Genomic DNA, 24,741 nt, shown 5'->3' on the forward strand with positions numbered 1-24,741 from the left:
GTGTTATGGGTTTATTAGTGGAAGGCAAATGGCACGATCAATGGTACGACACCAGTAAAAGTGGTGGTCGCTTTGAGCGGTCGGAGTCGCAATTTCGGAACTGGATCACCGCCAATGGCGAGCCTGGAGAAACCGGAGTGGGTGGCTTTGAAGCGGAGTCAGGGCGTTATCACCTCTATGTGTCTTATGCGTGCCCGTGGGCTCACCGAACGCTTATTTTTCGCAAGCTGAAAGGCTTAGAATCCCATATATCCTATTCAGCGGTGTCGCCCGAAATGTTGGAAAACGGGTGGGAATTTGGCGAGGGTGAACTAGCGGATCCCTTGTTCGATGCCAACTTTATGCACCAAATTTATACGCGTGCTGACGCTAACTATAGTGGTCGCGTCACGGTCCCTGTGCTTTGGGATAAAAAGCGCAACACCATTGTGAGCAACGAGTCGGCAGATATTATACGAATGCTTAATAGCGCCTTCGATGGCATTACGGGGAATCATTTGGACTTCTACCCGGAGTCCTTACGCAGCGATATCGATGCCATTAATTCAATGGTCTACGATAAGGTGAATAATGGGGTATACAAAAGTGGGTTTGCCACCACCCAAGATGCCTATGAAGAGGCGTTCGACGAGCTCTTTGTAGCGCTAGATAGCCTGGAACAACGTTTATCCAGCCAACGCTATTTAGTGGGTGAGCAAATCACTGAGGCAGATTGGCGTCTATTTACCACGTTAGTGCGCTTCGATGCGGTTTATGTAGGGCACTTTAAATGTAATCACAAGCGTATCGTTGATTACCCAAATCTGTGGGGTTACCTACGCGAGCTTTATCAGGTAGCTGGGGTGGTCGAAACGGTGCGTATGGACCATATCAAAACCCACTATTATGTGAGCCATGACATGATTAATCCAACCGGTGTGGTACCGAAGGGACCGACCTTGGATTTTATGGCACCGCATAAGCGTGACCAATAAGCCCGATCCCGAATGTGGAAAAGAAAACGCGATCAATTTATGTTTGGAGAGTAAAGTCATGAGTTCAATAGTGAAACATCGTGTTCGTGGTATGCCAGCACAAGATGGTGCTGGGGTGCGCCTGAGTCGCGTCATTAATCAACCTGCATTTCGGCATAAAGACCCCATTTTGATGTTGGATGAGTTCAAGTCGGACGATCCTAATGACTATATTGCCGGGTTTCCGCCGCATCCCCACCGGGGCTTTTGTACGCTGACCTATATGCTAGCCGGCAATATGGCTCATAAAGATTCCACTGGAAACGAAGGTGAAATTAGTACGGGTGGTCTGCAGTGGATGAAGGCGGCACGAGGTATTATTCATTCGGAAATGCCAAAGCAGAAAAACGGTATGATGTGGGGCTTTCAGCTGTGGTTGAATTTACCGGCATCTGAGAAAATGGATGACCCTGAGTATGCGGATATACCTGGGGATAGCGTGCCAGAAGTTGCCTTTGAAGGTGGCACAGTACGGGTGCTTTCGGGAGACTTTGCGGATCAAACAGGTCCGGTGAAGGCGCCTGGACGAGAATTCTTATATTTGGATTTTCGTATTCCACAACACGCTAGTTTTACCCTCCCACAGCAAGGTCAAGAGACGCGCCTGTTGTATGTCTATCAAGGGGCGATTACTATTGATGGCATCACTGCTCAGGCAGGTGAACTGATGGAGCTTGACGCACAAGCGGAAGTTCCAGTGTCGATTGCAAGTGAGGGACACTTTTTGCTGATGGCGGCGAAGCCAATAGGTGAGCCCATTGCGCAATATGGTCCATTTGTGATGAATACGGAAGCTGAGTTACGCCAAGCTTTTATGGATTATCAAAATGGCACCCTCACGCACTAACGATCAGAAAGTTTGCTGACGCCGCACTTGATGCGGCGTTTTTTTTGAGCCTTTGGGTTGGAGCGCGATGGTGAATACGAAGCATCTTGAAGGGTTTCTCGACCGGTTATGGTTGCAGCAGGGGGTAAGCCAACACACCCTAAGTGCCTATCGCAGCGATCTTAGCCATTTCGCGCGCTGGCTAGAACCTCGTGCCATTCCCCTTGAAAAGGCCGCTGTGAGCGATATAGAGGCCTATTTGAGCGCGCTCCATGATCAAGGGCGGAATCCACGTACGTTAGCGCGGTTTTTAAGTGCAGCTCGCAAATTTTATGGTTGGTTACTGCACGAGCATTTGCGTAAGGATGATCCAACGAACCATGTTCGTACGCCTAAACAACCGCGTTCATTACCCAAGACGCTGAGTGAAGAAGCTGTCAGTGCATTATTAAGTGCACCGGATGCGGAGTCGGCGCTCGGGCTGCGTGATAGAGCCATGCTGGAAGTGCTCTACGCCTCCGGATTACGTATTAGTGAGTTAGTGCAATTACAAATGAATCAATTAAGCTTGCGGCAGGGATTGGTGCGGGTGATTGGTAAGGGGGACAAAGAACGCTTAGTGCCCTTGGGTGAAGAAGCGTTGCATGCCCTTGAGCGTTATCTTCGTCACGGTCGTCCAGAATTACTTGGCAAGCCGGTGGATGTTGTGTTTTTATCGACCCGTGGCAAGCAAATGACGCGACAAACGTTCTGGCATCGAATCCGTTTACATAGTCGTAGTGCGGGTTTACCCGATGATGTTTCACCGCATAGATTGCGCCATGCATTTGCCACACACCTGTTAAACCATGGGGCTGATCTACGGGCGTTGCAAATGTTGTTAGGCCATGCGGATATTTCTACCACCCAAATCTATACGCAAGTGGCAAAAGCGCGCCTTAAACAACTACACGCAGCCCATCACCCCCGGGGTTAGTCGCACACATTGGAAATTTAGATACTTATTATGACGAAAATTGAAGTCCGTCGTCGCAGCCCCAAAGGGGCTATTCTAGCGCATCCTGAATTACCGCCCTTATTACGCCACATATATGCGTGCCGCGGAGTCAACTCCGTGGACGAATTATCGCTCAGCGCCACCGGGTTATTACATTTTAATCAACTCACCGACTGTGGTTTAGCGGCGGAACGCGTAGCTCAAGCGATACAACAGCAACAATCAATTTGTATCTGTGGCGACTTTGATGCGGACGGAGCGACCAGTGTTGCCTTGCTGATGCAAGGACTCAGTGCCATGGGTGCGAACAAGCTATTTTATCTGGTGCCGAACCGTTTTACCGATGGCTACGGCCTCTCCCCAAGTTTGGTGGATTGTGCACATCGTGACGGGGCCCAACTCATTATTACCGTGGACAACGGGGTTAGCAGCCACGTAGGTGTGGAGCGCGCTAATCAACTCGGAATGGATGTCATCATCACAGACCATCATTTACCTAGCGAAGCATTACCGAAAGCCTATGCAATAGTGAACCCAAATCGGCGTGATTGCAGCTTCCCGAGTAAGAATCTGGCTGGGGTTGGGGTGGCGTTCTATTTGCTGTTAGCGCTACGGGCTTGGTTTCGTAATGAACAACCGAACCATATTGCCGCTCAGGTTAATGTGGCGAACTATTTAGATTATGTCGCGGTAGGAACCGTCGCTGACGTGGTACCCCTGGACTATAACAATCGTATTCTTGTGCAGCAGGGATTAGCCCGAATTCGTCAGCGTCGCTGTGCGCCAGGAATTTTGGCCTTGATCGAAGTTGCCGGGCGGAGCCCTGACAATTTACAAGCTACTGACCTCGGCTTTACGGTGGGGCCACGCATTAACGCCGCAGGCCGCCTTGATGATATCCAAATGGGCATCACCTGTTTACTCGCAAAGGACACGCAGCATGCGCGCATGTTGGCGCTGCAACTCGATGAACTGAATCGACAGCGCCGAACTATCGAGCAGGATATGCAGCACGATGCGGAACGGCTGCTAGCGAACGTGGCGCTGACGGAACAATCGTTACCGACCGTATTGGCGATTCAGAACGCCGATTGGCATCAGGGGGTCATTGGTATTCTGGCAGGCCGGTTAAAAGAGCGTTTGCATCGACCGGTGATGGCTTTTGCCCCTGACGATGAAGGCCGGTTAAAAGGGTCCTGTCGTTCGGTGCCGGGAATCCATATCCGTGATTTACTGGAGCAGGTCTCGGCACAAAGCCCTGGCTGTATTGAGCGCTTTGGCGGTCATGCCATGGCAGCGGGTCTCACGGTGCCCGCCGCGGCCTGGGATAGGTTTTATCAGACCGTCCAAGAGGTTGCCGCGCGCTGGATCAATGCAGAGGCATTAGAGCAAGTCATCTGGAGCGACGGCGAGTTGGCGGCACAGGAACTGAGTGTGGATACTGTAGAAACCATTCAACAAGCAGGACCTTTTGGGCAGGGCTTCCCGCTGCCTTTGTTTGATGGTGAGTTTCGAGTAGTACAAGCGCGCTGGCTCAAAGATGTACACTTAAAATTAGTGGTGCAGCCGCTTGATTCGGATCAGATATTTGATGCCATTGCTTTCCACGCAAAACGTGCACCTTGGGAGTGGTCTGGTGAAACACAGGTGCGATTAGCGTATCAACTCGCGATCAATGAATTTCGTGGACAGCGTAATGTGCAGTTAATGATTCAAGCAGTGCTTTGAATTTCCTATCAGTACTCTGTTGTTTAGACTGAATTTCCGCTAAAATACGCGCCCATTTTGAATACTTTTATTCTTGTGTGGCTCGTGCGAACGGAAAAGGCCCATAAGAATTCAGGACGTAGGACTTATAGCATGCTGGAAAGCAACGCAGTTGCCTATCAAATCGATGACCTTAAGCAGCGCATGGCGCAGCTTAGGGGGTATCTTTGACTTAGAGACGAAAACGGAACGTCTCGAAGAAGTCGAGCGCGAGCTCGAGAACCCCGCGGTTTGGAACGACCCAGAAAAAGCCCAGGCATTAGGTAAAGAGCGCTCGGCCTTGGAAGACGTTGTGCACACCTTCCGTGACCTTGCGCAAGGGCTTGATGACGCCCAAGGCTTTCTTGATATGGCGGTCGAAGAGCAGGATGAAGAGATCCTCGCTGAAGCCGAGAAAGAACTTGAGCAATGGCAACGTGCTTTAGAGAAATTAGAATTTCGCCGAATGTTCTCTGGCCCGAACGATGCCAATGATTGTTACGTGGATTTACAGTCGGGTTCTGGTGGTACAGAAGCGCAAGATTGGTGCTCCATGCTCCTTCGCATGTATTTACGATGGGGCGAAGCCCATGGTATGAAAGCAGAAATTACGGAATTATCGGAAGGTGAAGTGGCCGGCATTAAATCGGCAACCATTCGCTTCCAGGGCGATTATGCCTTTGGTTGGTTACGAACCGAAACGGGTGTTCATCGTTTGGTACGCAAGTCACCTTTTGATTCGGGTAATCGCCGTCATACGTCGTTTGCGTCGGCTTTTGTATATCCCGAAATCGACGACGATATCGAGATTGAAATCAACCCAGCGGACTTACGTATCGATACCTACCGCGCGTCTGGGGCAGGTGGTCAGCACGTAAACCGAACCGATTCTGCCGTTCGGATTACTCACGAACCTTCTGGAATTGTGGTGCAATGTCAAAGTGACCGTTCGCAACATAAGAACAAAGACTTTGCCATGAAGCAATTGCGGGCCAAGTTATACGAAATGGAAATTCAGAAACAAAATGAAGCCAAGCAGGCGCTAGAAGATACCAAATCGGATATCGGCTGGGGCAGTCAGATTCGCTCCTATGTGTTAGATGATTCACGAATTAAAGATTTGCGTACTGGCGTAGAAACGCGCAACACGCAAGCGGTGCTAGATGGCGATTTAGATCGCTTTATTGAAGCTAGCCTGAAGTCTGGACTGTAATGACAGACAGACGGAACAAGAGGATTTAAAATGACCGACAAGCAGCAACCAGAAACTCAAGACGTTAATCAACAGATTCGAGAGCGCAAACAGAAGCTATCGGCGCTACGGGAGCAGGGGATTGCATTCCCAAATGATTTTCGTCGCGAGCATATGGCCGCGGATCTGCATGCAGAATTTGATGACGTGGAAGGCGATGCCCTTGAAAGTCAGGGTGTTCGGGTGAGCATTGCTGGGCGCATGATGCTACGTCGCATCATGGGTAAAGCGAGTTTCGCGACCTTGCAAGATATGAGCGGTCAGATTCAAGTGTATGTTGCCCGAGATAATCTCGCTGAAGGTGTTTACAACGATGGTTTTAAAAAATGGGATCTGGGCGATATCGTAGGCGCGACAGGTACCCTATTTAAAACCCGTACCGGCGAGCTTACTGTGCAGGTCGATGACATTCGCTTGTTAACCAAAGCATTACGCCCATTACCGGATAAATTTCACGGCTTAGCAGATCAGGAAACCCGCTACCGTCAACGCTATCTCGATCTCATTGTGAATGAACAGAGTCGCAATACCTTTGTGATGCGTTCAAAGGCGGTGGACTATATTCGCCGCTTTTTAGCCGAGCGGGCGTTTCTTGAAGTAGAAACACCGATGATGCAGACCATTCCAGGGGGCGCGTCTGCTCGTCCATTTGTGACCCATCACAATGCGCTAGATATGGATTTATACCTACGTATCGCTCCAGAACTTTATTTAAAGCGATTGGTGGTCGGCGGTTTTGAGAAAGTATTTGAAATTAATCGTAACTTCAGGAATGAAGGTTTATCAACGCGACACAACCCCGAATTCACCATGCTTGAGTTCTATTGGGGTTATGCGGATTATCAAGACCTGATGGACTTGACCGAAACCATGGTACGCGGGCTGTGTACGGAACTGTTGGGCACCACCAGCGTAAACTACCAAGGCGATACCTTTGAGTTTGGTCAGCCCTTTGTTCGCATGACGGTTGTCGAGGCAATTTTACATCACAATCCAGATGTCACACCGGAACAACTTCAGGACCGCGAAACGGCGGCGGCGTTGGCGAGTTCACTTGGAATCCAAGTGCATAAAAGTTGGGGCCTAGGCAAGATTCAAATTGAAATATTCGAGGCCACTGCTGAGCATAAGTTGATGCAGCCGACCTTTATTACCGCTTACCCAGCGGAAGTATCGCCGTTAGCACGCCGCAATGATGACGACCCATTTGTCACTGACCGCTTTGAGTTTTTTGTTGGCGGGCGTGAAATCGCCAATGGTTTCTCGGAACTGAACGATGCGGAAGACCAAGCCGAGCGCTTTCGAGAGCAAGTGGAACAGAAAGAAGCCGGAGATGCGGAAGCTATGTTCTACGATGCTGATTATGTGACCGCATTGGAATATGGCATGCCACCGACAGCCGGTGAGGGTATTGGTATTGATCGCTTGGTGATGTTGCTAACGGATTCAGCGTCTATTCGAGATGTGTTGTTATTCCCGCATATGCGCCCGCAAAAGCAGGATTAACGGCAACGAATTATTTGTGAGCTTGTGCTGAGAGTGGATGGTTCTGCTCCAGCCAAGCTTCAAGCGCCGATGCGGACATAGGATGTGCAATATAAAATCCCTGTGCCATATCAAAACCGAGCTTTTCAACGAAGCTCATAATCTCTTCTGTTTCGACCCCTTCTGCGGTGGCAAGAACGCCACTCTGACTTGCCAATTTTAGTGCGGCCTTGGCCAAAAATTCGGCTTCTTTCGATATTTTCAGGGCGTTAATCACGGAAATATCAATTTTAATTTCACTTAAATTGAGTTTGTCGAGCATGAGCGCATTGGATTCGCCGGTGCCAAAATCATCAAGGGCAATCTGAAACCCGGCATCTTGATAGTGTTTCAAACTATTCGCGAATATTTCCATGTTTTGGTATATCTCAAGTTCTGGGAACTCTAAGATAATTTGACTGGGGGCGATGTCGTAGGCGTTACACCGCTCCAGTAGTAATTGCAGAAAGCTACTATGAGTGAACGATACCGGGCTGATATTGACGGATAGGGTTAACTGCGGCATACGTTTCGCAATGCGGGCAAACACCGGTAAACCGGCGTTTAGTATTTCTCGGGTAAGGGTGTCGATGAGCTCACGTTTCTCCGCAAGTCGGATAAATTGCGCGGGTGAAATATAACCGAGCTCTTCATGATTCCAGCGCGCGTAAATCTCAAATCCGGTGAGGCGACCCGAGGGCACAAGAACGCGAGGCTGAAACGCGACCTCGAAGCCATGCTCATCGACCACTTTACGTAAGTGCTCGGCATTCAAGGGCATATTAAAAATGCCTTTCGACTTTGCCGCCATCTCTTTCGCCATATTTCGGGTTGTCCTTATGGGTTCCTGCGGGCTCGTCCATCTGCGCCTTGAGGGGTGTAAATAATTTCACTGGTGATATTTTGGTCGATGAACGCGGTTTACGCAATATCCTAAAGGCTTGAATAGGCGACCTCAAACTCGCTAATTCGATATTTTTAAGCGGATCAGAGACTTTTTCTTCTAAATATAAAAAAAGGAGCGCTTGTTGCGCTCCTTTTTTGATGATCAATAAGCCTTCAGCTTTAGTGATCAACGCCACCTGGACCATGAACGTGGCCATGGGCAAGCTCTTCTTCCGTTGCATCGCGAACTTCCACGACACTTACGTCAAACGTTAAATCAACGCCTGCAAGCGGGTGATTTCCGTCGACAGTGACTGTTTCATCACTTACTTCAACCACCATGACTGATTGCTCACCATTGTCAGTAGTTGCACGGAATTGCATTCCTGGATTCACTTCTTGCTCACCAAAAAGATTCCGAGGAACAGTTTGGATCAATCCGTCATGACGCTCACCGTATGCATCTGCAGCAGGAATTTCTGCGCTCAGCTCATCGCCAGCGGCTTTTCCAGTGAGTGCATTCTCTAATCCCGGGATCAGCATGCCACGACCAAAAATGAAGGCCAGTGGACGCTCTTCCGACGATTGGTCTAGGGTGACGCCATCACTGTTTTTTACCACATAATGGATGGTGACTGCTTTATCTTGACTAATGGTTTGACTCATTCTTTGATTCCGTTGTCTCTAATTGCGGACAGGGGGTGAATTGACTGTCGTCCTGTCCTTTAATGCGCAGTGGGCCCGACTCATCCAAATCAACCGGAAGAATGGCCTGAACTGCAACGACCTTACTATCATAACGCACTGCGTGGAGAACTGCACCTGCTCGGCGCCAGTTGTCTCCGACGCGACGCTCTATGACATCGTTGTCAGTAGGTAGCTGTTCACAGCGACCTACCAAGTACTGCATGCGTCTTTTGGTTTGCCCTTTATAGTGCATCCGGGCAATGGTTTCCTGGCCGATATAGCAGCCTTTTTTAAAGCTTATCGCACCGATACGATCAAGATTAAGCGTTTGGGGAATATGTTCTTGCTGCTGACTTTCCCGGAACAGCGGCCAACCCAGTTGCATCTCCACCACTTGTGCGAGCGCTGGGTTGGATTCACACGGCCAAGGCGCCTGATCCGCGGAACGCAGATATAATACAACATGCTCTGCAAGGCGCAGAAAATGTCCCCCCTCATGCAATGTTAGGTCACCGATCTGACTCGGTAGGCTCGCCTTTGTAGGAACGTCAGGATGGTCGAGGCCAAGTAACAAATAGGGGGACCACTGCGCGCTATCGTCGGTGAATTCGACTTTATTAAATACGCTGAATTTTTTTAGCTCTGCGAGGGATTTGGGTAACAGTTGCTTATCCATAACAAGGATAAAATCGTCACCGCTACGAAAAATACGAAACACACTCCACAGCTTTCCTTTGGCGTCACAATACCCGCCTGGGAGCCAGTGCGCTTTGTCCAGAGTTCTTAGATCACAGGTAAGCTGTGCTTGTAAAAACTGCTCCGCGTCTATGCCTGCGGCGCGAATAACGCCGAGCTCAGGGTAGTTTACAACGCGGTTCTCGGCTACTACGTTTGGATTCACAGGGCCTTCCTTTTATAAATGCGACCGTCCTATAGAAACACAATGGTGATGGTTATTGCGTATTTCAAGGCGAGGGGAGTCATCCACCTGATAAAATATAGGGAACCTAGGGAAGAACTGGTACAATTGCACATAGCAATTATCGACCATGATGAGGTGTACCGTGGAGTTTCTCAAACAGTCAGAAGATGCGTTGAAAGATAAGCGCCGCATGCGTTGGGCATGTCGCCGGGGCATGTTAGAACTTGATGTGCTGTTCGCACCCTTCGTCGAAGAGGCATACGATGACTTGTCGTTGGAGCAACAAGCGGTATTTCGGCGTTTGCTGACCTGTGACGATCCGGATTTGTTTGCGTGGTTCATGGGGCACAAAGACTGCCCCGACCCTGAACTGGCAGACATGGTGGCACTGATGTTGCGCCGGGTGAAAGTGTAATCCAAGCATGCACCGGGGTTACCCTATGCTATGGGGTTCGTCGCTTACGGTGCATAGATTCCGGCGTTACCGTTGGCTAATATTAACGCTTCTACTGATCTGGGCAGGGCTCAACCCTGCTGTTTGGTTGCTACTATTCCTGTTGATTGTTTTATATCTTTACCAGCGGCAGCGAGCGGCTGGTGACGTATATGCGATCGTGCCCGTTTGGCTACGAGAGAATGGTTCTGGATTTAATGCTCAAGAGCAAGAAATACAGATGCTCGCACCGGTATTGATGTTCCCGAACTTGTGCATATGCAAAGTACAGTGCAGCGCGCAACAGTCAAACGCGCAAGACAATAACAGCTTCGCACCAACCCGATGGCTATGGCGTTGGCGCGATCAATGCGACTCGATAACATGGACTCGCTACTGTCGTATCCTGCATCACTGCCAGCAACAGAGACCTTCAGTTGCTGCGGGGCTATTTAACCATATCTCCAGGATAACGTTGGGGCGTGAGAATCGTTGGCGCTGAATGGGGTGCTTGTTCAGGGTAATCGAGAGTGTAGTGCAAGCCTCGACTTTCAGTACGGCGCATGGCACTTTGAATAATCAATTGAGCGACTTGAGCAAGGTTGCGCAACTCCAATAAATTGCTCGTGACTCGGAAATTCGCGTAATATTCATGAATTTCTTGTTGCAGCAGTTCCACCCGTCTTAAGGCGCGTTCGAGGCGCTTAGTGGTGCGAACGATACCCACGTAATCCCACATAAACAAGCGTAACTCATGCCAGTTATGTTGAATTATCACTTCCTCGTCGGAATCAGTGACCATACTTTCATCCCACGGTCTTACTGCCGTCAATTCTGGTGCCGCGGCCATGTGTTTCTGCATATCAGCAGCGGCGGCGCGGGCAAACACCACACATTCCAGTAATGAGTTACTGGCCATTCGGTTGGCTCCATGCAATCCGGTATAAGCCACCTCGCCAATGGCATATAAACCGGCGATATCGGTTCGGGCATCGAGGTTTGTCATCACCCCACCACAGGTATAGTGGGCCGCCGGCACAATAGGCATAGGCTCTTGGGTAATATCAATTCCCAAGCTTAAGCATTTCTCGTAGATGGTAGGGAAATGCTGACGGACAAAGTCTGCAGGTTGGTGCGATATATCTAAATACATGCAATCTGCACCTAACCGCTTCATCTCGTAATCGATCGCTCGAGCGACGACGTCTCGAGGTGCTAATTCGGCAAGCTCATGAAACTCTGGCATAAAACGGGAGCCGTCGGGGCGCTTTAAATGCGCTCCCTCACCACGCAACGCTTCTGTTAGTAAAAAATTGTGCGCTTTGGGGTGGAATAAGCAGGTGGGATGAAATTGATTAAATTCCATATTTGCGACTCGACAGCCGGCGCGCCAGGCCATAGCAATGCCATCGCCGCTGGCTACATCGGGATTCGATGTATACTGATAAACCTTGCTCGCACCACCTGTACATAAAGCGGTAAATTTAGCGCCAATGGTTAACACGTGCTGGTGATTTAAACTCCATACGTAGGCGCCCACACAACGCGGAACACCGTTGCTTTGCTGGGTAATTAAGTCAATCGCATTGGTATACTCAAGCACCTGAATATTCGGGTGGTTGAGCGCCTGCGAGGTGAGGGTGCTCTGAACCGCGCGGCCGGTGGCGTCGGCAGCATGCAAAATGCGGCGATGAGAGTGCCCGCCTTCCCGGGTTAAATGAAAACGGGTGTTTCCTTCCGGATCCGACTCTTGATCAAACGCGACGCCAAGCTCTATGAGCCACTGTAAGCTTTCTTTTGCACGTTCAGCGGTATAACGCACAACCTGCTCATCACAAAGGCCTCCTCCGGCGACCAACGTATCGGCGACATGGGATTCAATGCTATCATTCTCATCAAATACCGCGGCTATTCCACCTTGTGCATAATAGGTGGAGCCTTCGGCAAGTGGCCCTTTACTCAGGACGATGACTTGATATGATTTAGCCAACTGCAATGCAAGGGATAGGCCAGCAGCACCGCTGCCGATAATCAAAACGTCGCAGGTAATCGTGGCGTCAGAAGTCATGTTGTTTTATCGTTGTTGAGTGAATACATTGAATTTTACCGTTGTTGTGAACTAATTTGCGAACTTTTTCCAAAACCATTGGTCTAGCTACTACAGAGAACGTGCGGGCCCAAAGCAAAAGAGTCATGGACAGGGTTATAACAGAGAGTGGGCTCGAATGAGCGAACAGGAAATTGATCAAGAGCTGGTAGAGCGTGTACAGCGTGGCGATCAAAGAGCATTTGATGTGTTGGTAAAGAAATATCAGCACAAGATAATGAGCCTCGTAGCACGTTATGTAAAGCATCCCGGTGATGTGCCCGATGTGGCTCAAGAGGCGTTTATTAAAGCGTATCGAGCATTACCGAACTTTCGCGGTGATAGTGCGTTCTATACGTGGCTGTATCGCATTGCGGTCAATACTGCAAAAAATTATTTAGTGTCGAAGGGGCGGAAGCCGCCGTCTTCAGACATAGATGCACAAGATGCGGAATTTTTAGATAACGGACATGGTCTGAAGGATATAGCATCCCCCGAACACCTGTTGTTGTCCGAGGAAATTAGGCAAACCGTGATGAATGTCATCGATGGCTTGCCCGATGATTTAAAGCAGGCAATTACGTTGCGGGAACTCGATGGTTTAGGGTATGAAGAGATTGCGCAAACGATGGATTGTCCGATTGGAACAGTACGGTCTCGAATTTTTCGCGCACGGGAAGCGATTGATAAAGTGATACAACCGTTACTGGAACACAATTAGGCTAACTGAGGATACACTTTGATGACAGAACACCAGAATGAAAAACTGTCGGCACTCGTGGATGGTGAACAAGACCGTGACACGATGCAGGCACTGGTGGAAAACGCCAGCCACCGCGAACGCTGGTTTCGTTACCAACTGGCAAGTGCCGTGGTGCGGGGCGATGCGGTTGCGGGCCATCGTTTTGATATTTCAGCTGCCGTGGCGGCTGAAATAGCCAAATCACCAGTGCATGCACCAGCATCCTCATCATTACTGAGCGCAATGCAGCGTTGGCTGCGCCGTTCAAGTTGGATGCGTCCGGCTGCGAGTATGGCTGTTGCTGCCAGTGTTGCGGTGGTTACCGTAGTTGCCGTGCAACAGTTACAAACGCCAGAAGACGTGATCAATCCAGCACCACAAGGACGTTCAGTGACCACATTGGAAACGATGCCAATGGGTGGTGTGGTAAATCCAGTGAGCTTTAATACAGTTCATTCGCCGACAGAACAGCAGGATGTGGGTTTGGAACGGCGCTTGCTGCAATCATTTATGATGGACCATCAGCAACAATTGCAATTGAGCCAACAGCAAGAAGCGGAGGCCTTAGAGGCCGAACTTAAAGGTTCTCCGGATCAACCGGAGCCAGGTACTCAGTAGTAGGAAAACGGAATGATGCGAGTCAGCAAGGCTATGCTAGCAGTTGTGGTTCTGGCATGGCTGGGCGCCTTGCCCGCTAGTTTTGCGTGGGAAACCGCGGGGCAGGGTGAGACCACTCAGTCCGGACCGCAAACAGTGACTGAGCAGCAGATTCGCGATGGCGTTGCTTGGTTTAACCGCATGCAACAGGCACTCCGTCACCAAAACTTCAATGCATCCATGGTGCAAGTACAAGGCCAGCGGGTTGAGTTATTTAGTTGGTTACACGGTCGCACCGACGAGGGCACTGAGCTCGAGTTACTCTATAGTTTAAATGGGCCTGATTCGTATTTGGTGCGACAAGATCAGCAAGTTTCATATTTCCATCCAATGATTTCTCCCTATAGCATGCAGTCGCGTGCGCTATTTGGGCCTATCCCCAGCGCTTTTTACGAAGCGTATTCAGAAATAGAACGGTCTTACAGCGCTGTTGCCATGGGCGGCGGGCGTGTGCTTGATCGTCCGGCGAAGCATGTACGTCTGATACCGCGGGATCAACAACGATTTAGTTATTCACTCTGGCTTGATCGTGAGTCGGGAATGTTATTACGCATGGCGACCGTGGCTCCTAATGGCGATGTCCTTGAATTGGTGCAACTTACCTCACTTGAGCTGAGCGCCGAGGTACCTTCCGATTTAATGAAAATGCATAATTCGCCTATGCCTCCGGTGATTCGTGATCCCAATGTGGATAGCAGTATTGAACATGAGTGGCGGCAAACTTGGTTACCGGAAGGGTTCATGCAAGTACGTGCAAATCATCATCGATTGCCGATGACAGGGATCGCAGCGGATTATTTTCTGTATTCTGACGGCCTAACTCGGGTGTCTGTATATGTATCTCAGGATCCGCGTGCGTCAACGTCTATTCAATACGAAGGTTTAGAGTCTTTGTACACCCATCGTCACCGTGATTTTAGTGTTACAGTGGTTGGGCGCTTACCAATGGAAACATTGCAACGTATTGCTGCGTCTGTAGCCCGATAACATCCCACAGGAATATATCCGGAATGATTCGAGAGTTAGGTGAAGTGATCGAGGTGGATGGCAACTCCGTGACCATTGCGACTCAGTTAAAGCAAGGTTGTGGTGGCTGTCAGCAGCAAAATCACTGTGGCGCAGGATTACTCTCAAAAGCATTTCCATCGCGCCAAGGAACGCTTTCAATATGGATGGATTCTACGCCAGCCGTCGGCGATACCGTTGAGTTACTGCTTCCGGAACAAGTCATGGTTCGATTCTCATTTCTTTTATATTTAGTGCCACTGCTCGCACTCTTTGCCGGCGCCTGGTTAGGTCAGGCGCTGTTGGGGAGTGAAGGTATTAGCATTTTGCTCGGGTTTAGTGCCTTTGCGCTGAGTTTTATTGGATTAAAGCGTTGGTTAAAAATGCGTGATATCCGAGTGCGTCAACTCCTACAAGTGAATATTTTAGCGGCTGATTCTTCCGCTCATGCTTCTTCTAACCACTCCCGCAGCGATGGTTGATTGTTTGTCAGCCGAAAAGTAAGTAAAATTCCCGCCATACATGCTGTAATGAAGTCGGCTCGGTGAGACGAGTCGCATATTGAGGTGTTCATGAGCCAAACTGGCATTCCCAAAAAGAATATTCGCAACTTTTCCGTTATTGCCCATATCGATCATGGGAAATCAACCCTGTCGGATCGCTTAATTCAAGTGTGTGGTGGCCTTACTGAGCGGGAAATGGCGGAGCAAGTGCTTGATTCTATGGATATTGAGCGTGAGCGTGGCATTACCATTAAAGCACAAAGCGTGACCTTGTATTACGACGCCAACGACGGTGAGCGGTATCAATTGAACTTCATTGATACGCCTGGCCACGTGGATTTCTCTTATGAAGTATCGCGCAGCCTCGCCGGGTGCGAAGGTGCATTATTGGTGGTGGATGCAGCCCAGGGCGTAGAAGCGCAAACCCTAGCGAACTGTTATACAGCCATCGATATGGACCTCGAAGTGGTACCGATTCTCAATAAAATCGACTTGCCGCAGGCTGAACCAGAGCGGGTTGCTCAAGAAATTGAAGATATTGTTGGCATCCAAGCGGTAGACGCAGTGCGTTGTTCTGCGAAAACAGGTATTGGAATCGACGAAGTATTGGAACGGATTGTCAAACAAATACCTTCACCGAAAGATGAAGCCGACGATGAAGCACCATTGCAGGCACTGATCATCGATTCTTGGTTTGATAACTACCAAGGCGTGGTGTCGTTAGTGCGGATCAAGAAGGGCGTGCTGCGTACTGGCGACAAAATGAAAGTAATGTCGACCGGCCATGACCATATTGTTGATAAAGTGGGTGTGTTTACCCCCAAACCACTGGAAACCGGCGTATTGCATGCGGGTGAAGTAGGCTATGTGATCGCGGGTATCAAGGCCATTCATGGGGCTCCTGTAGGGGATACGTTAACGCACGCTAAAGGCGGCGCAACGACACCATTGCCTGGTTTTAAGAAAGTGCAACCGCAAGTATATGCGGGGATGTTCCCGATTTCCTCGGATGACTACGAAAGCTTCCGAGATGCCCTCGATAAGTTAAGCTTGAACGATGCATCTTTGTTTTTCGAGCCAGAGAATTCGGGTGCCTTAGGGTTCGGCTTCCGTTGCGGCTTTCTGGGTATGCTCCACATGGAGATTATTCAGGAACGTTTGGAACGTGAATATGATATCGACTTGATCACTACGGCACCAACGGTGGTGTATAAAGTGGAAACCACCAAAGGCGAAATCCGCATGGTGGATAACCCGGCCGCTTTACCTCCGGTGAATGAAATAGCTACCATTTACGAACCTATTGTTGAAGCGAATATTTTGGTACCGCAAGAGCACGTAGGTAACGTGATCACGCTGTGTATCGAGAAACGCGGCATGCAAACCAATATGGTTTACCATGGTAAGCAAGTGGCGCTGACCTATGAATTGCCGATGGCAGAAGTGGTGATGGATTTCTTTGATCGTTTGAAGTCCACTAGCCGCGGCTATGCGTCCCTCGACTATAGCTTTAAGCGCTTTGAAGAATCGGACATGGTGCGTGTAGACATCCTCATCAATGGTGAGCGTGTGGACGCTCTTGCTATGATTCTACATCGGAGTCAGGCGCAATTCCGCGGACGTGAAGTGGTTGATAAAATGCGTGAGCTTATCCCACGTCAGATGTTTGATATCGCGATTCAAGCGACCATTGGAAATCACGTGATTGCGCGGAGCACCGTAAAACAACTGCGTAAAAACGTGACCGCAAAATGTTATGGTGGTGATGTGAGTCGTAAGAAGAAACTGTTACAGAAGCAGAAAGAAGGTAAGAAGCGGATGAAACAGTTAGGTAATGTGGAAGTCCCACAAGAGGCGTTCCTGGCTGTTTTACGCACTGGAAAGTAAACACTGCGGCGCGATGACGCAGACGCCTCATTTGAATAACTCAACAGGATGAATACATGACGACGTATTATTTCTCATTGTTGCTGGTTTTCGGCACACTGATAACCGGCATCATTTGGGCGATCGATCATTGGGTATGGAAGCCAAAGCGCCAAGCAAAAATCGCTGAAGCAGAAAGTAAAAGTGGTTTAAAACTCAACCCGGATCAAGCGCAGCTACTGGCGCCGCAGTCGGCGCTAGCGGATTTTTCGCAAGCGGCATTTCCGGTGTTGTTGGTTATTCTTATCTTACGTTCATTTATCTATGAGCCGTTCCGTATTCCCTCAGGTTCAATGATGCCCACTTTGTTAGTGGGTGATTTTATTATGGTGGAGAAGTTTCGGTATGGGCTACGGGAGCCAGTAACACGCAAGGAATTCTTGCGTACCGGGCGACCAGATCGTGGTGAAGTGGCCGTGTTTAAATATCCGGTGGAGCCGGATGTAGACTATATTAAACGGGTTATTGGTTTGCCAGGGGATCGGGTCGTCTATAGCGATAAATCCTTTTATATTTACACGAACTGCGTTCCAGAATGTGATGGTGTAGAGCCGGTCCAGATTGCCCAAGCGGAACAGCCGAATGGGGATTTTTACCGTAACCAGTTACCATTACGCCGTTTTACCGAAGAAGTAGGTGAGCGCCAATACGATATCCTTGTGGATCCAGGCCGTAACGTTATGAATCACGATTTAGTTTGGGATGTGCCGGAAGGGCATTATTTCTTTGTGGGCGATAACCGAGATAATAGTCTTGATAGTCGCTATTGGGGCTTTGTTCACGAAGATTTATTAGTAGGGCGCGCTGTATTTGTGTGGCTGAGTTTAGAGTTTGAACGTGAACCTTCAAGTTGGTTGCCTCAGTGGGTGCCTACGCGGGTTCGCTTTGATCGACTAGGGAGTATTGAGTGAGCTTGACCGAAGCCCAGCGACGGGACATTGAGCGCCGGATTGGATACAGCTTTAACGACAAAGGTTATTTGCAACAAGCGTTAACCCACCGCAGTGCGTCCAACGCCCACTACGAACGCTTGGAATTTCTGGGTGACTCTATTTTAAGTGTGGTGATCGCCGAAGCCCTTTATCATCAATTCCCGAAGGCGGCGGAAGGTGATTTAAGTCGGATGCGCGCAACACTCGTGTGCGGCACCATGTTGGCAAAAATCGCTCGGCAATTCGATCTCGGTGAATTTCTTATTCTCGGCCCCGGCGAAATGAAAAGTGGTGGCCACCGTCGTGAGTCGATTTTATCGGATACCGTTGAAGCCATTATTGGGGCAATTTTTCTCGATAGCGATATGCACAAGGCACAGGAAATGGTGCGCCAGTGGTTTAAACCGCTATTGAAAGACATTAAGCCCGGTAACAATCAAAAAGACCCAAAAACGCGCCTGCAAGAATTTTTGCAAGGCCGCCAATGCGGACTGCCAGTGTACGAAGTGGAACGTACTGAAGGACAGGCCCATAATCAAAAATTTACGGTACGCTGTACTGTAGACCTGCTCGCTGATCCTGTACTTGCAACTGGCACCAGCCGACGCAAAGCGGAACAAGCGGCTGCAGCCCAAACCATTGAATTGCTGGCGGAACAAACCGGCAGCAAGGAGTTATCATGAGTGAGTCAGACGCCGATAGTTATAACGGTTTTGTCGCCATTGTCGGACGCCCGAATGTGGGTAAATCGACATTATTGAATCAATTATTAGGCCAGAAAGTAAGTATCACCTCGAAGAAGGCACAAACCACCCGACATCGTATTCTCGGCATTGATACCGAAGGTCCCCACCAGACTATTTATGTGGATACGCCAGGTTTGCATAAAGAAGAGAAACGGGCGATTAACCGGTTAATGAATCGTGCGGCGAGCTCTTCCATTGGCGATGTCGATCTGGTGCTCTTTATTGTGGAAGGCACGCACTGGACCGAAGACGACGAAATGGTTCTGGGCAAGATTAAGCGCGCGAATCGACCGACGATGCTGGTCATTAATAAAATCGACCAAGTTAAAAATAAAGGGGAGTTGCTTCCGCATATTCAACGTTTAAGTGCTGAATTTGCGTTCGTGGATATTTTCCCGCTAACCGCACTTTCGCCAGAGTCGATGCCAAAACTGAAGGGCCTTGTGCGTAAGTTCTTGCAACCGGGGATTCATTTCTATCCTGCGGACCATGTCACCGATCGCAGTGTGCGCTTTATGGCCGCTGAGATTGTTCGCGAAAAATTAATGCGCTACACCGGTGAAGAGCTTCCTTATTCAACCACCGTCGAAATTGAGAAATATGAGCAAGGCGACAATGGTGTGGTACATATTCATGCATTGATTTTGGTGGAGCGGGAAGGGCAGAAGCGGATGGTTATCGGTAACAAAGGATCGAAACTAAAGACCATTGGTGCCGAAGCCAGACGTGATATCGAGCGCTTACTCGATGCCAAAGTAAACTTACAGCTTTGGGTAAAAGTGAAATCTGGCTGGGCCGACGACGAACGCGCACTGCGCAGCTTGGGTTACGGGGAAGAATAATGCAGAGGGCCTTCGTGTTACATCGTTGGCCTTGGCAAGAACATGGTTTATTGCTGGATGTACTCACTGAGCAGGATGGACGTGTTCGCGTCGTCTCCAAATACGCTCGAAGCCGAAAAAGTACGCTACGGGCGACCTTGCAGTCGTTTAACTTAATGACACTCGACATTATCGGTCGCGGTGAGGTAAAAACCTTGCGTCGTGCCGAGTTAGAGCAAAGCTTTCCGTTGCAAGGTGAGCGGGTGTACAGCGGCTTGTATATGAATGAGCTGGTGCAGCGTTTGGTGCGCGAGCAATTGGAAGTGGCGGGCTTATTTGATGCCTACCATCAAGCGCTCACATTATTACACCAAGACGTTGATGAAGCCTTATTACTGCGCCGATTTGAATGGCAGTTACTCCAGTCGTTAGAGTTATTGGATTCATTTAGCCATGAGGCCCGAGCGGGTGAACCCATTCAGCCTGATGCCGTATATACTTACGTAGCAGGTACGGGGTTTCTGGAAATACCTGAGGTCGCTGTCGATCGATTGTGTATGCGTGGCGATGATATTTTAGCGATGGCGCAATTTGATATCGGCACGCCGCAACGTTATCGACTCTTTCGGCAAGTGATGCGTGCGGCACTTGAACCCCATTTAGGCAACAAGCCGCTGCAAAGCAGAGCGTTGCGAATTGCGGCGCAGGGTGCCAAATTAGGAAAGCCCTTGGCTTGAAACCAAACCTTTTAGAAAGGAGATGATATGCGTTCGGACGATCAGTTGCCGAAAGGCCCAGCGCTTCTAGGTATCAATATTGATCATATTGCCACGCTGCGAAATGCGCGCGGTGTTTCCTATCCGGAACCGGTGCAGGCCGCAGCTATCGCTGAGCAAGCGGGAGCGGATGGAATTACCGTTCATTTGCGGGAAGATCGTCGGCATATCACCGATCGCGATGTACGGCTTTTGGCTGAAACCATACAAACGCGTATGAATCTTGAGATGGCGATGACACCAGAAATGGTGAAGATTGCCGTGCAAACCAAGCCAACTTACGTGTGCTTAGTACCCGAAAAACGTGAAGAGCTCACTACCGAGGGTGGATTAGATGTCGCAGGGCAACTGTCGCGTTGTACCGATATCGTCGCTGAATTAAGTGAAGCGGGAATACTGGTGTCGTTATTTATTGATGCAGAGCCCAAGCAAATTGAAGCTGCGGTGGCTGCAAATGCGCCTTATATTGAGTTACACACCGGTCACTATGCAGAAACTCACGGAACTGAACAGCAAAAAGCCCTGGCTCAGATTGCTGATGGCGCTCGTTTAGCCCAACAGGCGGGCTTGGTGGTCAATGCAGGGCATGGTTTGCATTATCACAATACCGCTGCGATTGCCCGCATTCCCGAGTTATACGAGCTGAATATTGGTCATGCCATTATCGGACGCGCGGTGTTTTCCGGACTGCACCAGGCGGTGGCGGATATGAAGGCGATTTTACAGGCGGCACGGCCATGGCAATCCTAGGTATTGGCACCGATATTATTGAGATCGCTCGAATTCAGGCGGCTCTTGAGCGACAGCCCGGATTTGCGCAACGTGTGCTGACAACGGATGAGCTCGCAGAAATGGAGAGTGTTCGCTTTCCAGAGCGCTTTCTTGCCAAACGGTTTGCGGCAAAAGAAGCAGCACTCAAAGCATTAGGAACGGGCTTGGCTCAAGGTATTCGTTGGCAAGATATTGAGATTGGTCACACCGAGTCAGGTCAGCCGACCTTGCATTTTTCTGGCGAAGCAGAAAACCGAGCGAAACAGCTTGGTGTTCTCTATCAACATATTTCGTTGAGCGATGAAGCACACTATGCACAAGCCATGGTGGTATTGGAAAGTGCTTAAAATTGCCGAAGTCGATTGACACTCGACTCAGGATTTCGCACATTGAACCCCTGAGTTGTCCTGGGGAGCAATCATGGTCCAAGTTCGTAATGTACATGTCGATAAAAAAAGCATCGCGCCGGCAGAATGGCAGGCGGAATCGGTGCAGGTCGATGATCGTGATACCTTACTTCAACTCTCTGCAGAACTCCTAAAGCTCCCTACACAACAATCAGAACACGCCGATCTGCTGATTAAAGGGCAGGAAATGGTGGAGATTCTGTCTGCACTGAAATTGGATTTAAAGGGCCTGCAAGCGGCTCTATGCTTTCCTTTCTATGAATCTAACCTCATTGATGATGCGTGGGTAGAAACCCATTTGTCTGCAGATATTGCCGCCTTGCTGGCCTCAGTGTTGCAGATGAATAGCATTAGCGAGCTTCAGCATTTTCGCCATGGCCGGCCGGGTGAAGCCCAAATTGATGTGGTTCGACGCATGTTATTGGCCATGGTTGAAGACGTCCGCGCGGTATTGATTAAGCTCGCAGAGCGAATCTGTCAATTGCGTCAAGTGAAGTCATTAGATGAAGAAACGCGAGTTCTGATTGCAAAAGAGTGTAGCGAGATCTACGCCCCTCTTGCCAATCGCTTGGGAGTAGGACAACTCAAGTGGGAATTAGAAGATTTGGCGTTTCGGTATCTGCATCCAGATATCTATATTGCCATCGCTCGTCAACTTGATGAAAAACGCTGGCAGCGAGAACAGTACATCGATGCCTTTGTTACAGATTTACAAGAATCATTAGGGCAGCAACAGATCGATGCGGAGGTCTACGGCCGTCCGAAGCATATTTTTAGTATCTGGAAAAAAATGCAGAAAAAGAATCTGCGTTTTGACGAGCTCTTTGATATTCGTGCTGTGCGTGTCGTGACTAAATCTCTCAAGGATTGTTATGGCGCGCTAGGGATTGTTCACAGTAAATGGCGCCATCTCGTTTCTGAGTTTGATGATTATGTAGCAACGCCGAAGCCTAATGGTTATCAATCCATTCATACCGTGGTAATTGGACCAGAGCAAAAGAACGTAGAAATTCAAATCCGTTCGGAGCAAATGCACGACGATGCAGAGCTTGGGGTTGCCGCCCATTGGGTGTACAAAGAAGGGCAACAAACAGGACGCGCCCAGAGTTACGAAGAGAAGATCTCTTGGCTGCGTAAACTGCTTGCATGGCACGAAGATATGGCCGAGAACGAAGATCTGGTACAGGAAATACGGAGCCAGGTATTCGAAGATCGGGTGTATGTGTTTACGCCTAAGGGTGATGTCATTGACTTGCCCATGGGTTCCACACCGTTGGATTTCGCCTACTATATCCACTCACAAATAGGCCATCGTTGCATCGGTGCAAAAGTCGATGGCCGGATTGTGCCTTTTACCTACGTGCTGCAAAATGCCGAACGCGTCGAAATTTTAACTCAGAAGGAACCGAGCCCGAAACGGGACTGGATGAATCCTGGGCTTGGTTACCTGAAGTCTGCTCGTGCGCGCAGCAAAGTGCATGCCTACTTTAAGAAACAAGATCGGGAACAAAATCTTATTCAGGGCCGAGAAATTCTCGAAACGGAGTTGCACAAATCCAAGTTGACCATGGCGGATGTGACGCCGGCAATCGCGCGTTTCAATATGAACAGCTTAGATGATCTCGTCGCTGCCATTGGGGCCGGTGATGTGCGTTTGCATCAGGTGGTGAACTTTATCAAAACCCCGGTGAGTGATGATGAAACCGAGGAGCTGGAGAAACTTACTGCCCGCAAACGTTCGACAGGACGTGCGAAGAAGACCAGAGACGGGGTGAAAGTTGGCGGTATTGGCAATCTGATGATGAACTTTGCCAAATGCTGTCAGCCGCTGCCTGGTGATCCTATTATTGGCTATGTGACACAGGGGCGGGGAGTATCTGTACATCATGAGGACTGTGAGCAACTGCACGTATTGCTCCAGCAGAACCCGGCCCGTGCTATTGACGTGTCTTGGGTAGAAGATCCTGAACATCGCTACCCAGCTCGATTGATTATTGCTGCAGATGATCGCCCCAGTTTGCTGCACGATATCACCAGTATCATTAGTCACGAAAAGCTCAACGTAAATGATGTGAGTGCGCGTTTCGACAAGGATACGCAAACTGTGCTAATTGAACTGGAAGTGATGGTTCGTAATAACCATGAAATTCAGCGTCTATTAGGACGCATTCAACAAGTGAGTCATGTGCGCCGTGCCCAACGAAAATAATATAAATGTGCTGCCACAGATGCAGCGTTTGCTTGATATCATGCGCGATCTACGTGATCCCGATCATGGATGCCCTTGGGATTGTGAGCAAACCATGGAAAGTCTCATCCCGTATACCCTCGAAGAAGCCTATGAAGTGGCTGATGCCATTAGTAAAGGGGATATGGGCGCGATTCAAGATGAACTTGGTGATCTGCTCTTTCAGGTGGTGTTTTACGCTCAATTGGGTCAGGAACAGGAGGCGTTTGCTTTCGATGACGTTGCCCAAGCCATCAGTGATAAATTAGTACGTCGTCATCCCCATGTGTTTGCTCAGGAGACAGTGAGCAACTCCGCCGAGGTACTGCGGAACTGGGAGCAGATTAAACGGCAAGAACGCAGCGGCACGCACAAGCAGCCGTCGAGTTTATTAGACGGTATTCCAGAAAATTTACCAGCATTGATGCAAGCCAGTAAAATTCAAAAACGCTGCGCCACCGTGGGGTTTGATTGGAAAGAAGCGGAACCGGTGTTGGCAAAAATTAACGAAGAAGTTGAGGAAGTGCGCGAGGAACTGAACCGCGATGTGCGGGATCAGAGTGCCGTAGAAGAAGAAATCGGTGATTTATTGTTTGCGGTGGTGAATTTAGCACGTCATTGTGATGTCAACGCGGAGTCGGCATTGCGCAAAGCTAACCTAAAGTTCGCGAACCGCTTTAAAAACATGGAAAAGTTGGCTCAAAAGCAGGGTATCTCCGTCGAAAACACTCCTTTGGATTCTCTCGAGAATTTATGGGAGACAGTGAAATCTACAGAAAAAGCGAAAATCCTGTAGATTCTTAATTGTTGCCAAGGCCATGCTCGGGTATACTGTTTTCCCGTCTTGAAGTCCTTTT

The 24,741-nt window shown here is 49.3% G+C and carries 25 protein-coding genes; 20 read left to right on the top strand and 5 right to left on the bottom strand.

Annotation, left to right across the window (positions count from 1 at the left end; all coding sequences use genetic code 11):
- The first annotated feature begins 5 nt into the window (after positions 1-5).
- The 6 genes from FM042_RS01580 (at position 6) to lysS (ending at position 7,340) form a co-directional block, all read left to right on the top strand.
- Positions 6-974 carry a glutathione S-transferase family protein gene (locus FM042_RS01580; RefSeq protein ID WP_143234005.1) on the top strand — a complete coding sequence of 323 codons (969 nt, stop codon included), beginning with the start codon at positions 6-8 and terminating at the stop codon, positions 972-974.
- A gap of 58 nt (positions 975-1,032) precedes the next feature.
- On the top strand, positions 1,033-1,860 hold the full coding sequence (locus FM042_RS01585) for a pirin family protein (RefSeq protein WP_143234006.1): 828 nt from the start codon (positions 1,033-1,035) through the stop codon (positions 1,858-1,860).
- Positions 1,861-1,927: 67 nt separating this feature from the next.
- On the top strand, positions 1,928-2,815 hold the full coding sequence (xerD, locus tag FM042_RS01590; RefSeq protein WP_143234007.1) for a site-specific tyrosine recombinase XerD: 888 nt from the start codon (positions 1,928-1,930) through the stop codon (positions 2,813-2,815).
- A gap of 30 nt (positions 2,816-2,845) precedes the next feature.
- Complete coding sequence (gene recJ / locus FM042_RS01595) at positions 2,846-4,564, top strand: single-stranded-DNA-specific exonuclease RecJ (RefSeq protein ID WP_143234008.1); 1,719 nt, start codon at positions 2,846-2,848, stop codon at positions 4,562-4,564.
- A 132-nt stretch (positions 4,565-4,696) separates the two neighbouring features.
- Positions 4,697-5,795, top strand: a protein-coding gene (gene prfB / locus FM042_RS01600; protein WP_143234009.1) for a peptide chain release factor 2 whose coding sequence is annotated in 2 segments (ribosomal slippage) — positions 4,697-4,771 and positions 4,773-5,795 — 1,098 coding nt in all. Because the reading frame shifts where the segments join, the coding sequence is not laid out codon by codon here.
- Positions 5,796-5,825: 30 nt separating this feature from the next.
- Entirely contained in the window at positions 5,826-7,340 is a 1,515-nt protein-coding gene (lysS, locus tag FM042_RS01605; RefSeq protein WP_143234010.1) for a lysine--tRNA ligase, read from the top strand.
- A gap of 10 nt (positions 7,341-7,350) precedes the next feature.
- Here lysS and FM042_RS01610 read toward each other — a convergent pair whose 3' ends face one another.
- The 4 genes from FM042_RS01610 to ygfZ are packed head-to-tail and all read right to left on the bottom strand — an operon-like array spanning position 7,351 to position 9,831.
- Positions 7,351-8,181 carry an EAL domain-containing protein gene (locus FM042_RS01610; protein ID WP_143234011.1) on the bottom strand — a complete coding sequence of 277 codons (831 nt, stop codon included), beginning with the start codon at positions 8,179-8,181 and terminating at the stop codon, positions 7,351-7,353.
- Positions 8,141-8,461: a hypothetical protein gene (locus FM042_RS01615; RefSeq protein WP_143234012.1), complete on the bottom strand. Its 321-nt coding sequence runs from the start codon at positions 8,459-8,461 to the stop codon at positions 8,141-8,143. The genes FM042_RS01610 and FM042_RS01615 overlap by 41 nt, the downstream gene beginning before the upstream one ends.
- The gene (locus tag FM042_RS01620) at positions 8,424-8,909 is read right to left on the bottom strand and encodes an FKBP-type peptidyl-prolyl cis-trans isomerase (protein WP_143234013.1); all 486 of its coding nucleotides are present in this window, start codon (positions 8,907-8,909) and stop codon (positions 8,424-8,426) included. The genes FM042_RS01615 and FM042_RS01620 overlap by 38 nt, the downstream gene beginning before the upstream one ends.
- Positions 8,893-9,831 carry a CAF17-like 4Fe-4S cluster assembly/insertion protein YgfZ gene (gene ygfZ, locus FM042_RS01625; protein ID WP_143234014.1) on the bottom strand — a complete coding sequence of 313 codons (939 nt, stop codon included), beginning with the start codon at positions 9,829-9,831 and terminating at the stop codon, positions 8,893-8,895. Before ygfZ ends, FM042_RS01620 begins: the two co-directional genes overlap by 17 nt.
- A 151-nt stretch (positions 9,832-9,982) precedes the next feature.
- Here ygfZ and FM042_RS01630 point away from each other — a divergent pair, with 151 nt between their 5' ends.
- Complete coding sequence (locus FM042_RS01630; RefSeq protein ID WP_143235569.1) at positions 9,983-10,267, top strand: FAD assembly factor SdhE; 285 nt, start codon at positions 9,983-9,985, stop codon at positions 10,265-10,267.
- A gap of 466 nt (positions 10,268-10,733) precedes the next feature.
- Here FM042_RS01630 and nadB read toward each other — a convergent pair whose 3' ends face one another.
- Positions 10,734-12,353, bottom strand: coding sequence for an L-aspartate oxidase (gene nadB / locus FM042_RS01635; RefSeq protein ID WP_143234015.1), 1,620 nt, complete (start codon positions 12,351-12,353; stop codon positions 10,734-10,736).
- A gap of 157 nt (positions 12,354-12,510) precedes the next feature.
- On the opposite strand from nadB, the gene rpoE reads away from it, so the two are divergent.
- The 13 genes from rpoE (at position 12,511) to mazG (ending at position 24,680) form a co-directional block, all read left to right on the top strand.
- Positions 12,511-13,092, top strand: a complete 582-nt coding sequence (rpoE, locus tag FM042_RS01640; protein ID WP_143234016.1) for an RNA polymerase sigma factor RpoE — start codon at positions 12,511-12,513, stop codon at positions 13,090-13,092.
- 21 nt (positions 13,093-13,113) lie between these two features.
- A complete protein-coding gene (locus FM042_RS01645; RefSeq protein WP_143234017.1) occupies positions 13,114-13,731 on the top strand; it encodes a sigma-E factor negative regulatory protein in 618 nt (205 codons plus the stop codon).
- Positions 13,732-13,743: 12 nt separating this feature from the next.
- Positions 13,744-14,757: a MucB/RseB C-terminal domain-containing protein gene (locus FM042_RS01650; RefSeq protein ID WP_143234018.1), complete on the top strand. Its 1,014-nt coding sequence runs from the start codon at positions 13,744-13,746 to the stop codon at positions 14,755-14,757.
- 23 nt (positions 14,758-14,780) lie between these two features.
- A complete protein-coding gene (locus FM042_RS01655; protein WP_143234019.1) occupies positions 14,781-15,257 on the top strand; it encodes a SoxR reducing system RseC family protein in 477 nt (158 codons plus the stop codon).
- A gap of 90 nt (positions 15,258-15,347) precedes the next feature.
- Positions 15,348-17,165, top strand: coding sequence for a translation elongation factor 4 (gene lepA / locus FM042_RS01660; protein ID WP_143234020.1), 1,818 nt, complete (start codon positions 15,348-15,350; stop codon positions 17,163-17,165).
- A gap of 56 nt (positions 17,166-17,221) precedes the next feature.
- A complete protein-coding gene (gene lepB, locus FM042_RS01665; RefSeq protein ID WP_143234021.1) occupies positions 17,222-18,115 on the top strand; it encodes a signal peptidase I in 894 nt (297 codons plus the stop codon).
- Positions 18,112-18,819 (top strand): ribonuclease III, encoded by a 708-nt coding sequence (gene rnc, locus FM042_RS01670; protein ID WP_143234022.1) that lies wholly within the window; start codon positions 18,112-18,114, stop codon positions 18,817-18,819. The genes lepB and rnc overlap by 4 nt, the downstream gene beginning before the upstream one ends.
- Positions 18,816-19,724 (top strand): GTPase Era, encoded by a 909-nt coding sequence (gene era / locus FM042_RS01675; RefSeq protein WP_143234023.1) that lies wholly within the window; start codon positions 18,816-18,818, stop codon positions 19,722-19,724. The genes rnc and era overlap by 4 nt, the downstream gene beginning before the upstream one ends.
- Positions 19,724-20,440: a DNA repair protein RecO gene (gene recO / locus FM042_RS01680; RefSeq protein ID WP_143234024.1), complete on the top strand. Its 717-nt coding sequence runs from the start codon at positions 19,724-19,726 to the stop codon at positions 20,438-20,440. Before era ends, recO begins: the two co-directional genes overlap by 1 nt.
- 27 nt (positions 20,441-20,467) lie before the next feature.
- Positions 20,468-21,229: a pyridoxine 5'-phosphate synthase gene (pdxJ, locus tag FM042_RS01685; RefSeq protein WP_143234025.1), complete on the top strand. Its 762-nt coding sequence runs from the start codon at positions 20,468-20,470 to the stop codon at positions 21,227-21,229.
- Positions 21,217-21,597 carry a holo-ACP synthase gene (gene acpS, locus FM042_RS01690; RefSeq protein WP_143234026.1) on the top strand — a complete coding sequence of 127 codons (381 nt, stop codon included), beginning with the start codon at positions 21,217-21,219 and terminating at the stop codon, positions 21,595-21,597. Before pdxJ ends, acpS begins: the two co-directional genes overlap by 13 nt.
- Before the next feature lie 73 nt (positions 21,598-21,670).
- Entirely contained in the window at positions 21,671-23,866 is a 2,196-nt protein-coding gene (gene relA / locus FM042_RS01695) for a GTP diphosphokinase (RefSeq protein ID WP_143234027.1), read from the top strand.
- 19 nt (positions 23,867-23,885) lie between these two features.
- Positions 23,886-24,680, top strand: coding sequence for a nucleoside triphosphate pyrophosphohydrolase (gene mazG / locus FM042_RS01700; protein ID WP_232366321.1), 795 nt, complete (start codon positions 23,886-23,888; stop codon positions 24,678-24,680).
- The last annotated feature ends 61 nt before the right edge of the window (positions 24,681-24,741 follow it).

This window comes from Aliidiomarina halalkaliphila, assembly GCF_007096385.1.
Lineage (GTDB): Bacteria > Pseudomonadota > Gammaproteobacteria > Enterobacterales > Alteromonadaceae > Aliidiomarina > Aliidiomarina halalkaliphila.

Bases quoted from the DNA above. Each gene is read 5' to 3' on its own strand.
- FM042_RS01630 (WP_143235569.1), top strand. From the start codon at position 9,983: ATGAGGTGTACCGTGGAGTTTCTCAAACAGTCAGAAGATGCGTTGAAA.
- FM042_RS01610 (WP_143234011.1), bottom strand. From the start codon at position 8,181: ATGGCGAAAGAGATGGCGGCAAAGTCGAAAGGCATTTTTAATATGCCC.
- lysS (WP_143234010.1), top strand. From the start codon at position 5,826: ATGACCGACAAGCAGCAACCAGAAACTCAAGACGTTAATCAACAGATT.
- mazG (WP_232366321.1), top strand. From the start codon at position 23,886: ATGCAGCGTTTGCTTGATATCATGCGCGATCTACGTGATCCCGATCAT.
- FM042_RS01580 (WP_143234005.1), top strand. From the start codon at position 6: ATGGGTTTATTAGTGGAAGGCAAATGGCACGATCAATGGTACGACACC.
- lepB (WP_143234021.1), top strand. From the start codon at position 17,222: ATGACGACGTATTATTTCTCATTGTTGCTGGTTTTCGGCACACTGATA.
- FM042_RS01615 (WP_143234012.1), bottom strand. From the start codon at position 8,461: ATGGCCACGTTCATGGTCCAGGTGGCGTTGATCACTAAAGCTGAAGGC.
- recO (WP_143234024.1), top strand. From the start codon at position 19,724: ATGCAGAGGGCCTTCGTGTTACATCGTTGGCCTTGGCAAGAACATGGT.
- lepA (WP_143234020.1), top strand. From the start codon at position 15,348: ATGAGCCAAACTGGCATTCCCAAAAAGAATATTCGCAACTTTTCCGTT.
- xerD (WP_143234007.1), top strand. From the start codon at position 1,928: ATGGTGAATACGAAGCATCTTGAAGGGTTTCTCGACCGGTTATGGTTG.
- FM042_RS01645 (WP_143234017.1), top strand. From the start codon at position 13,114: ATGACAGAACACCAGAATGAAAAACTGTCGGCACTCGTGGATGGTGAA.
- pdxJ (WP_143234025.1), top strand. From the start codon at position 20,468: ATGCGTTCGGACGATCAGTTGCCGAAAGGCCCAGCGCTTCTAGGTATC.
- nadB (WP_143234015.1), bottom strand. From the start codon at position 12,353: ATGACTTCTGACGCCACGATTACCTGCGACGTTTTGATTATCGGCAGC.
- FM042_RS01650 (WP_143234018.1), top strand. From the start codon at position 13,744: ATGATGCGAGTCAGCAAGGCTATGCTAGCAGTTGTGGTTCTGGCATGG.
- relA (WP_143234027.1), top strand. From the start codon at position 21,671: ATGGTCCAAGTTCGTAATGTACATGTCGATAAAAAAAGCATCGCGCCG.
- FM042_RS01655 (WP_143234019.1), top strand. From the start codon at position 14,781: ATGATTCGAGAGTTAGGTGAAGTGATCGAGGTGGATGGCAACTCCGTG.
- recJ (WP_143234008.1), top strand. From the start codon at position 2,846: ATGACGAAAATTGAAGTCCGTCGTCGCAGCCCCAAAGGGGCTATTCTA.
- acpS (WP_143234026.1), top strand. From the start codon at position 21,217: ATGGCAATCCTAGGTATTGGCACCGATATTATTGAGATCGCTCGAATT.
- rpoE (WP_143234016.1), top strand. From the start codon at position 12,511: ATGAGCGAACAGGAAATTGATCAAGAGCTGGTAGAGCGTGTACAGCGT.
- FM042_RS01620 (WP_143234013.1), bottom strand. From the start codon at position 8,909: ATGAGTCAAACCATTAGTCAAGATAAAGCAGTCACCATCCATTATGTG.
- era (WP_143234023.1), top strand. From the start codon at position 18,816: ATGAGTGAGTCAGACGCCGATAGTTATAACGGTTTTGTCGCCATTGTC.
- FM042_RS01585 (WP_143234006.1), top strand. From the start codon at position 1,033: ATGAGTTCAATAGTGAAACATCGTGTTCGTGGTATGCCAGCACAAGAT.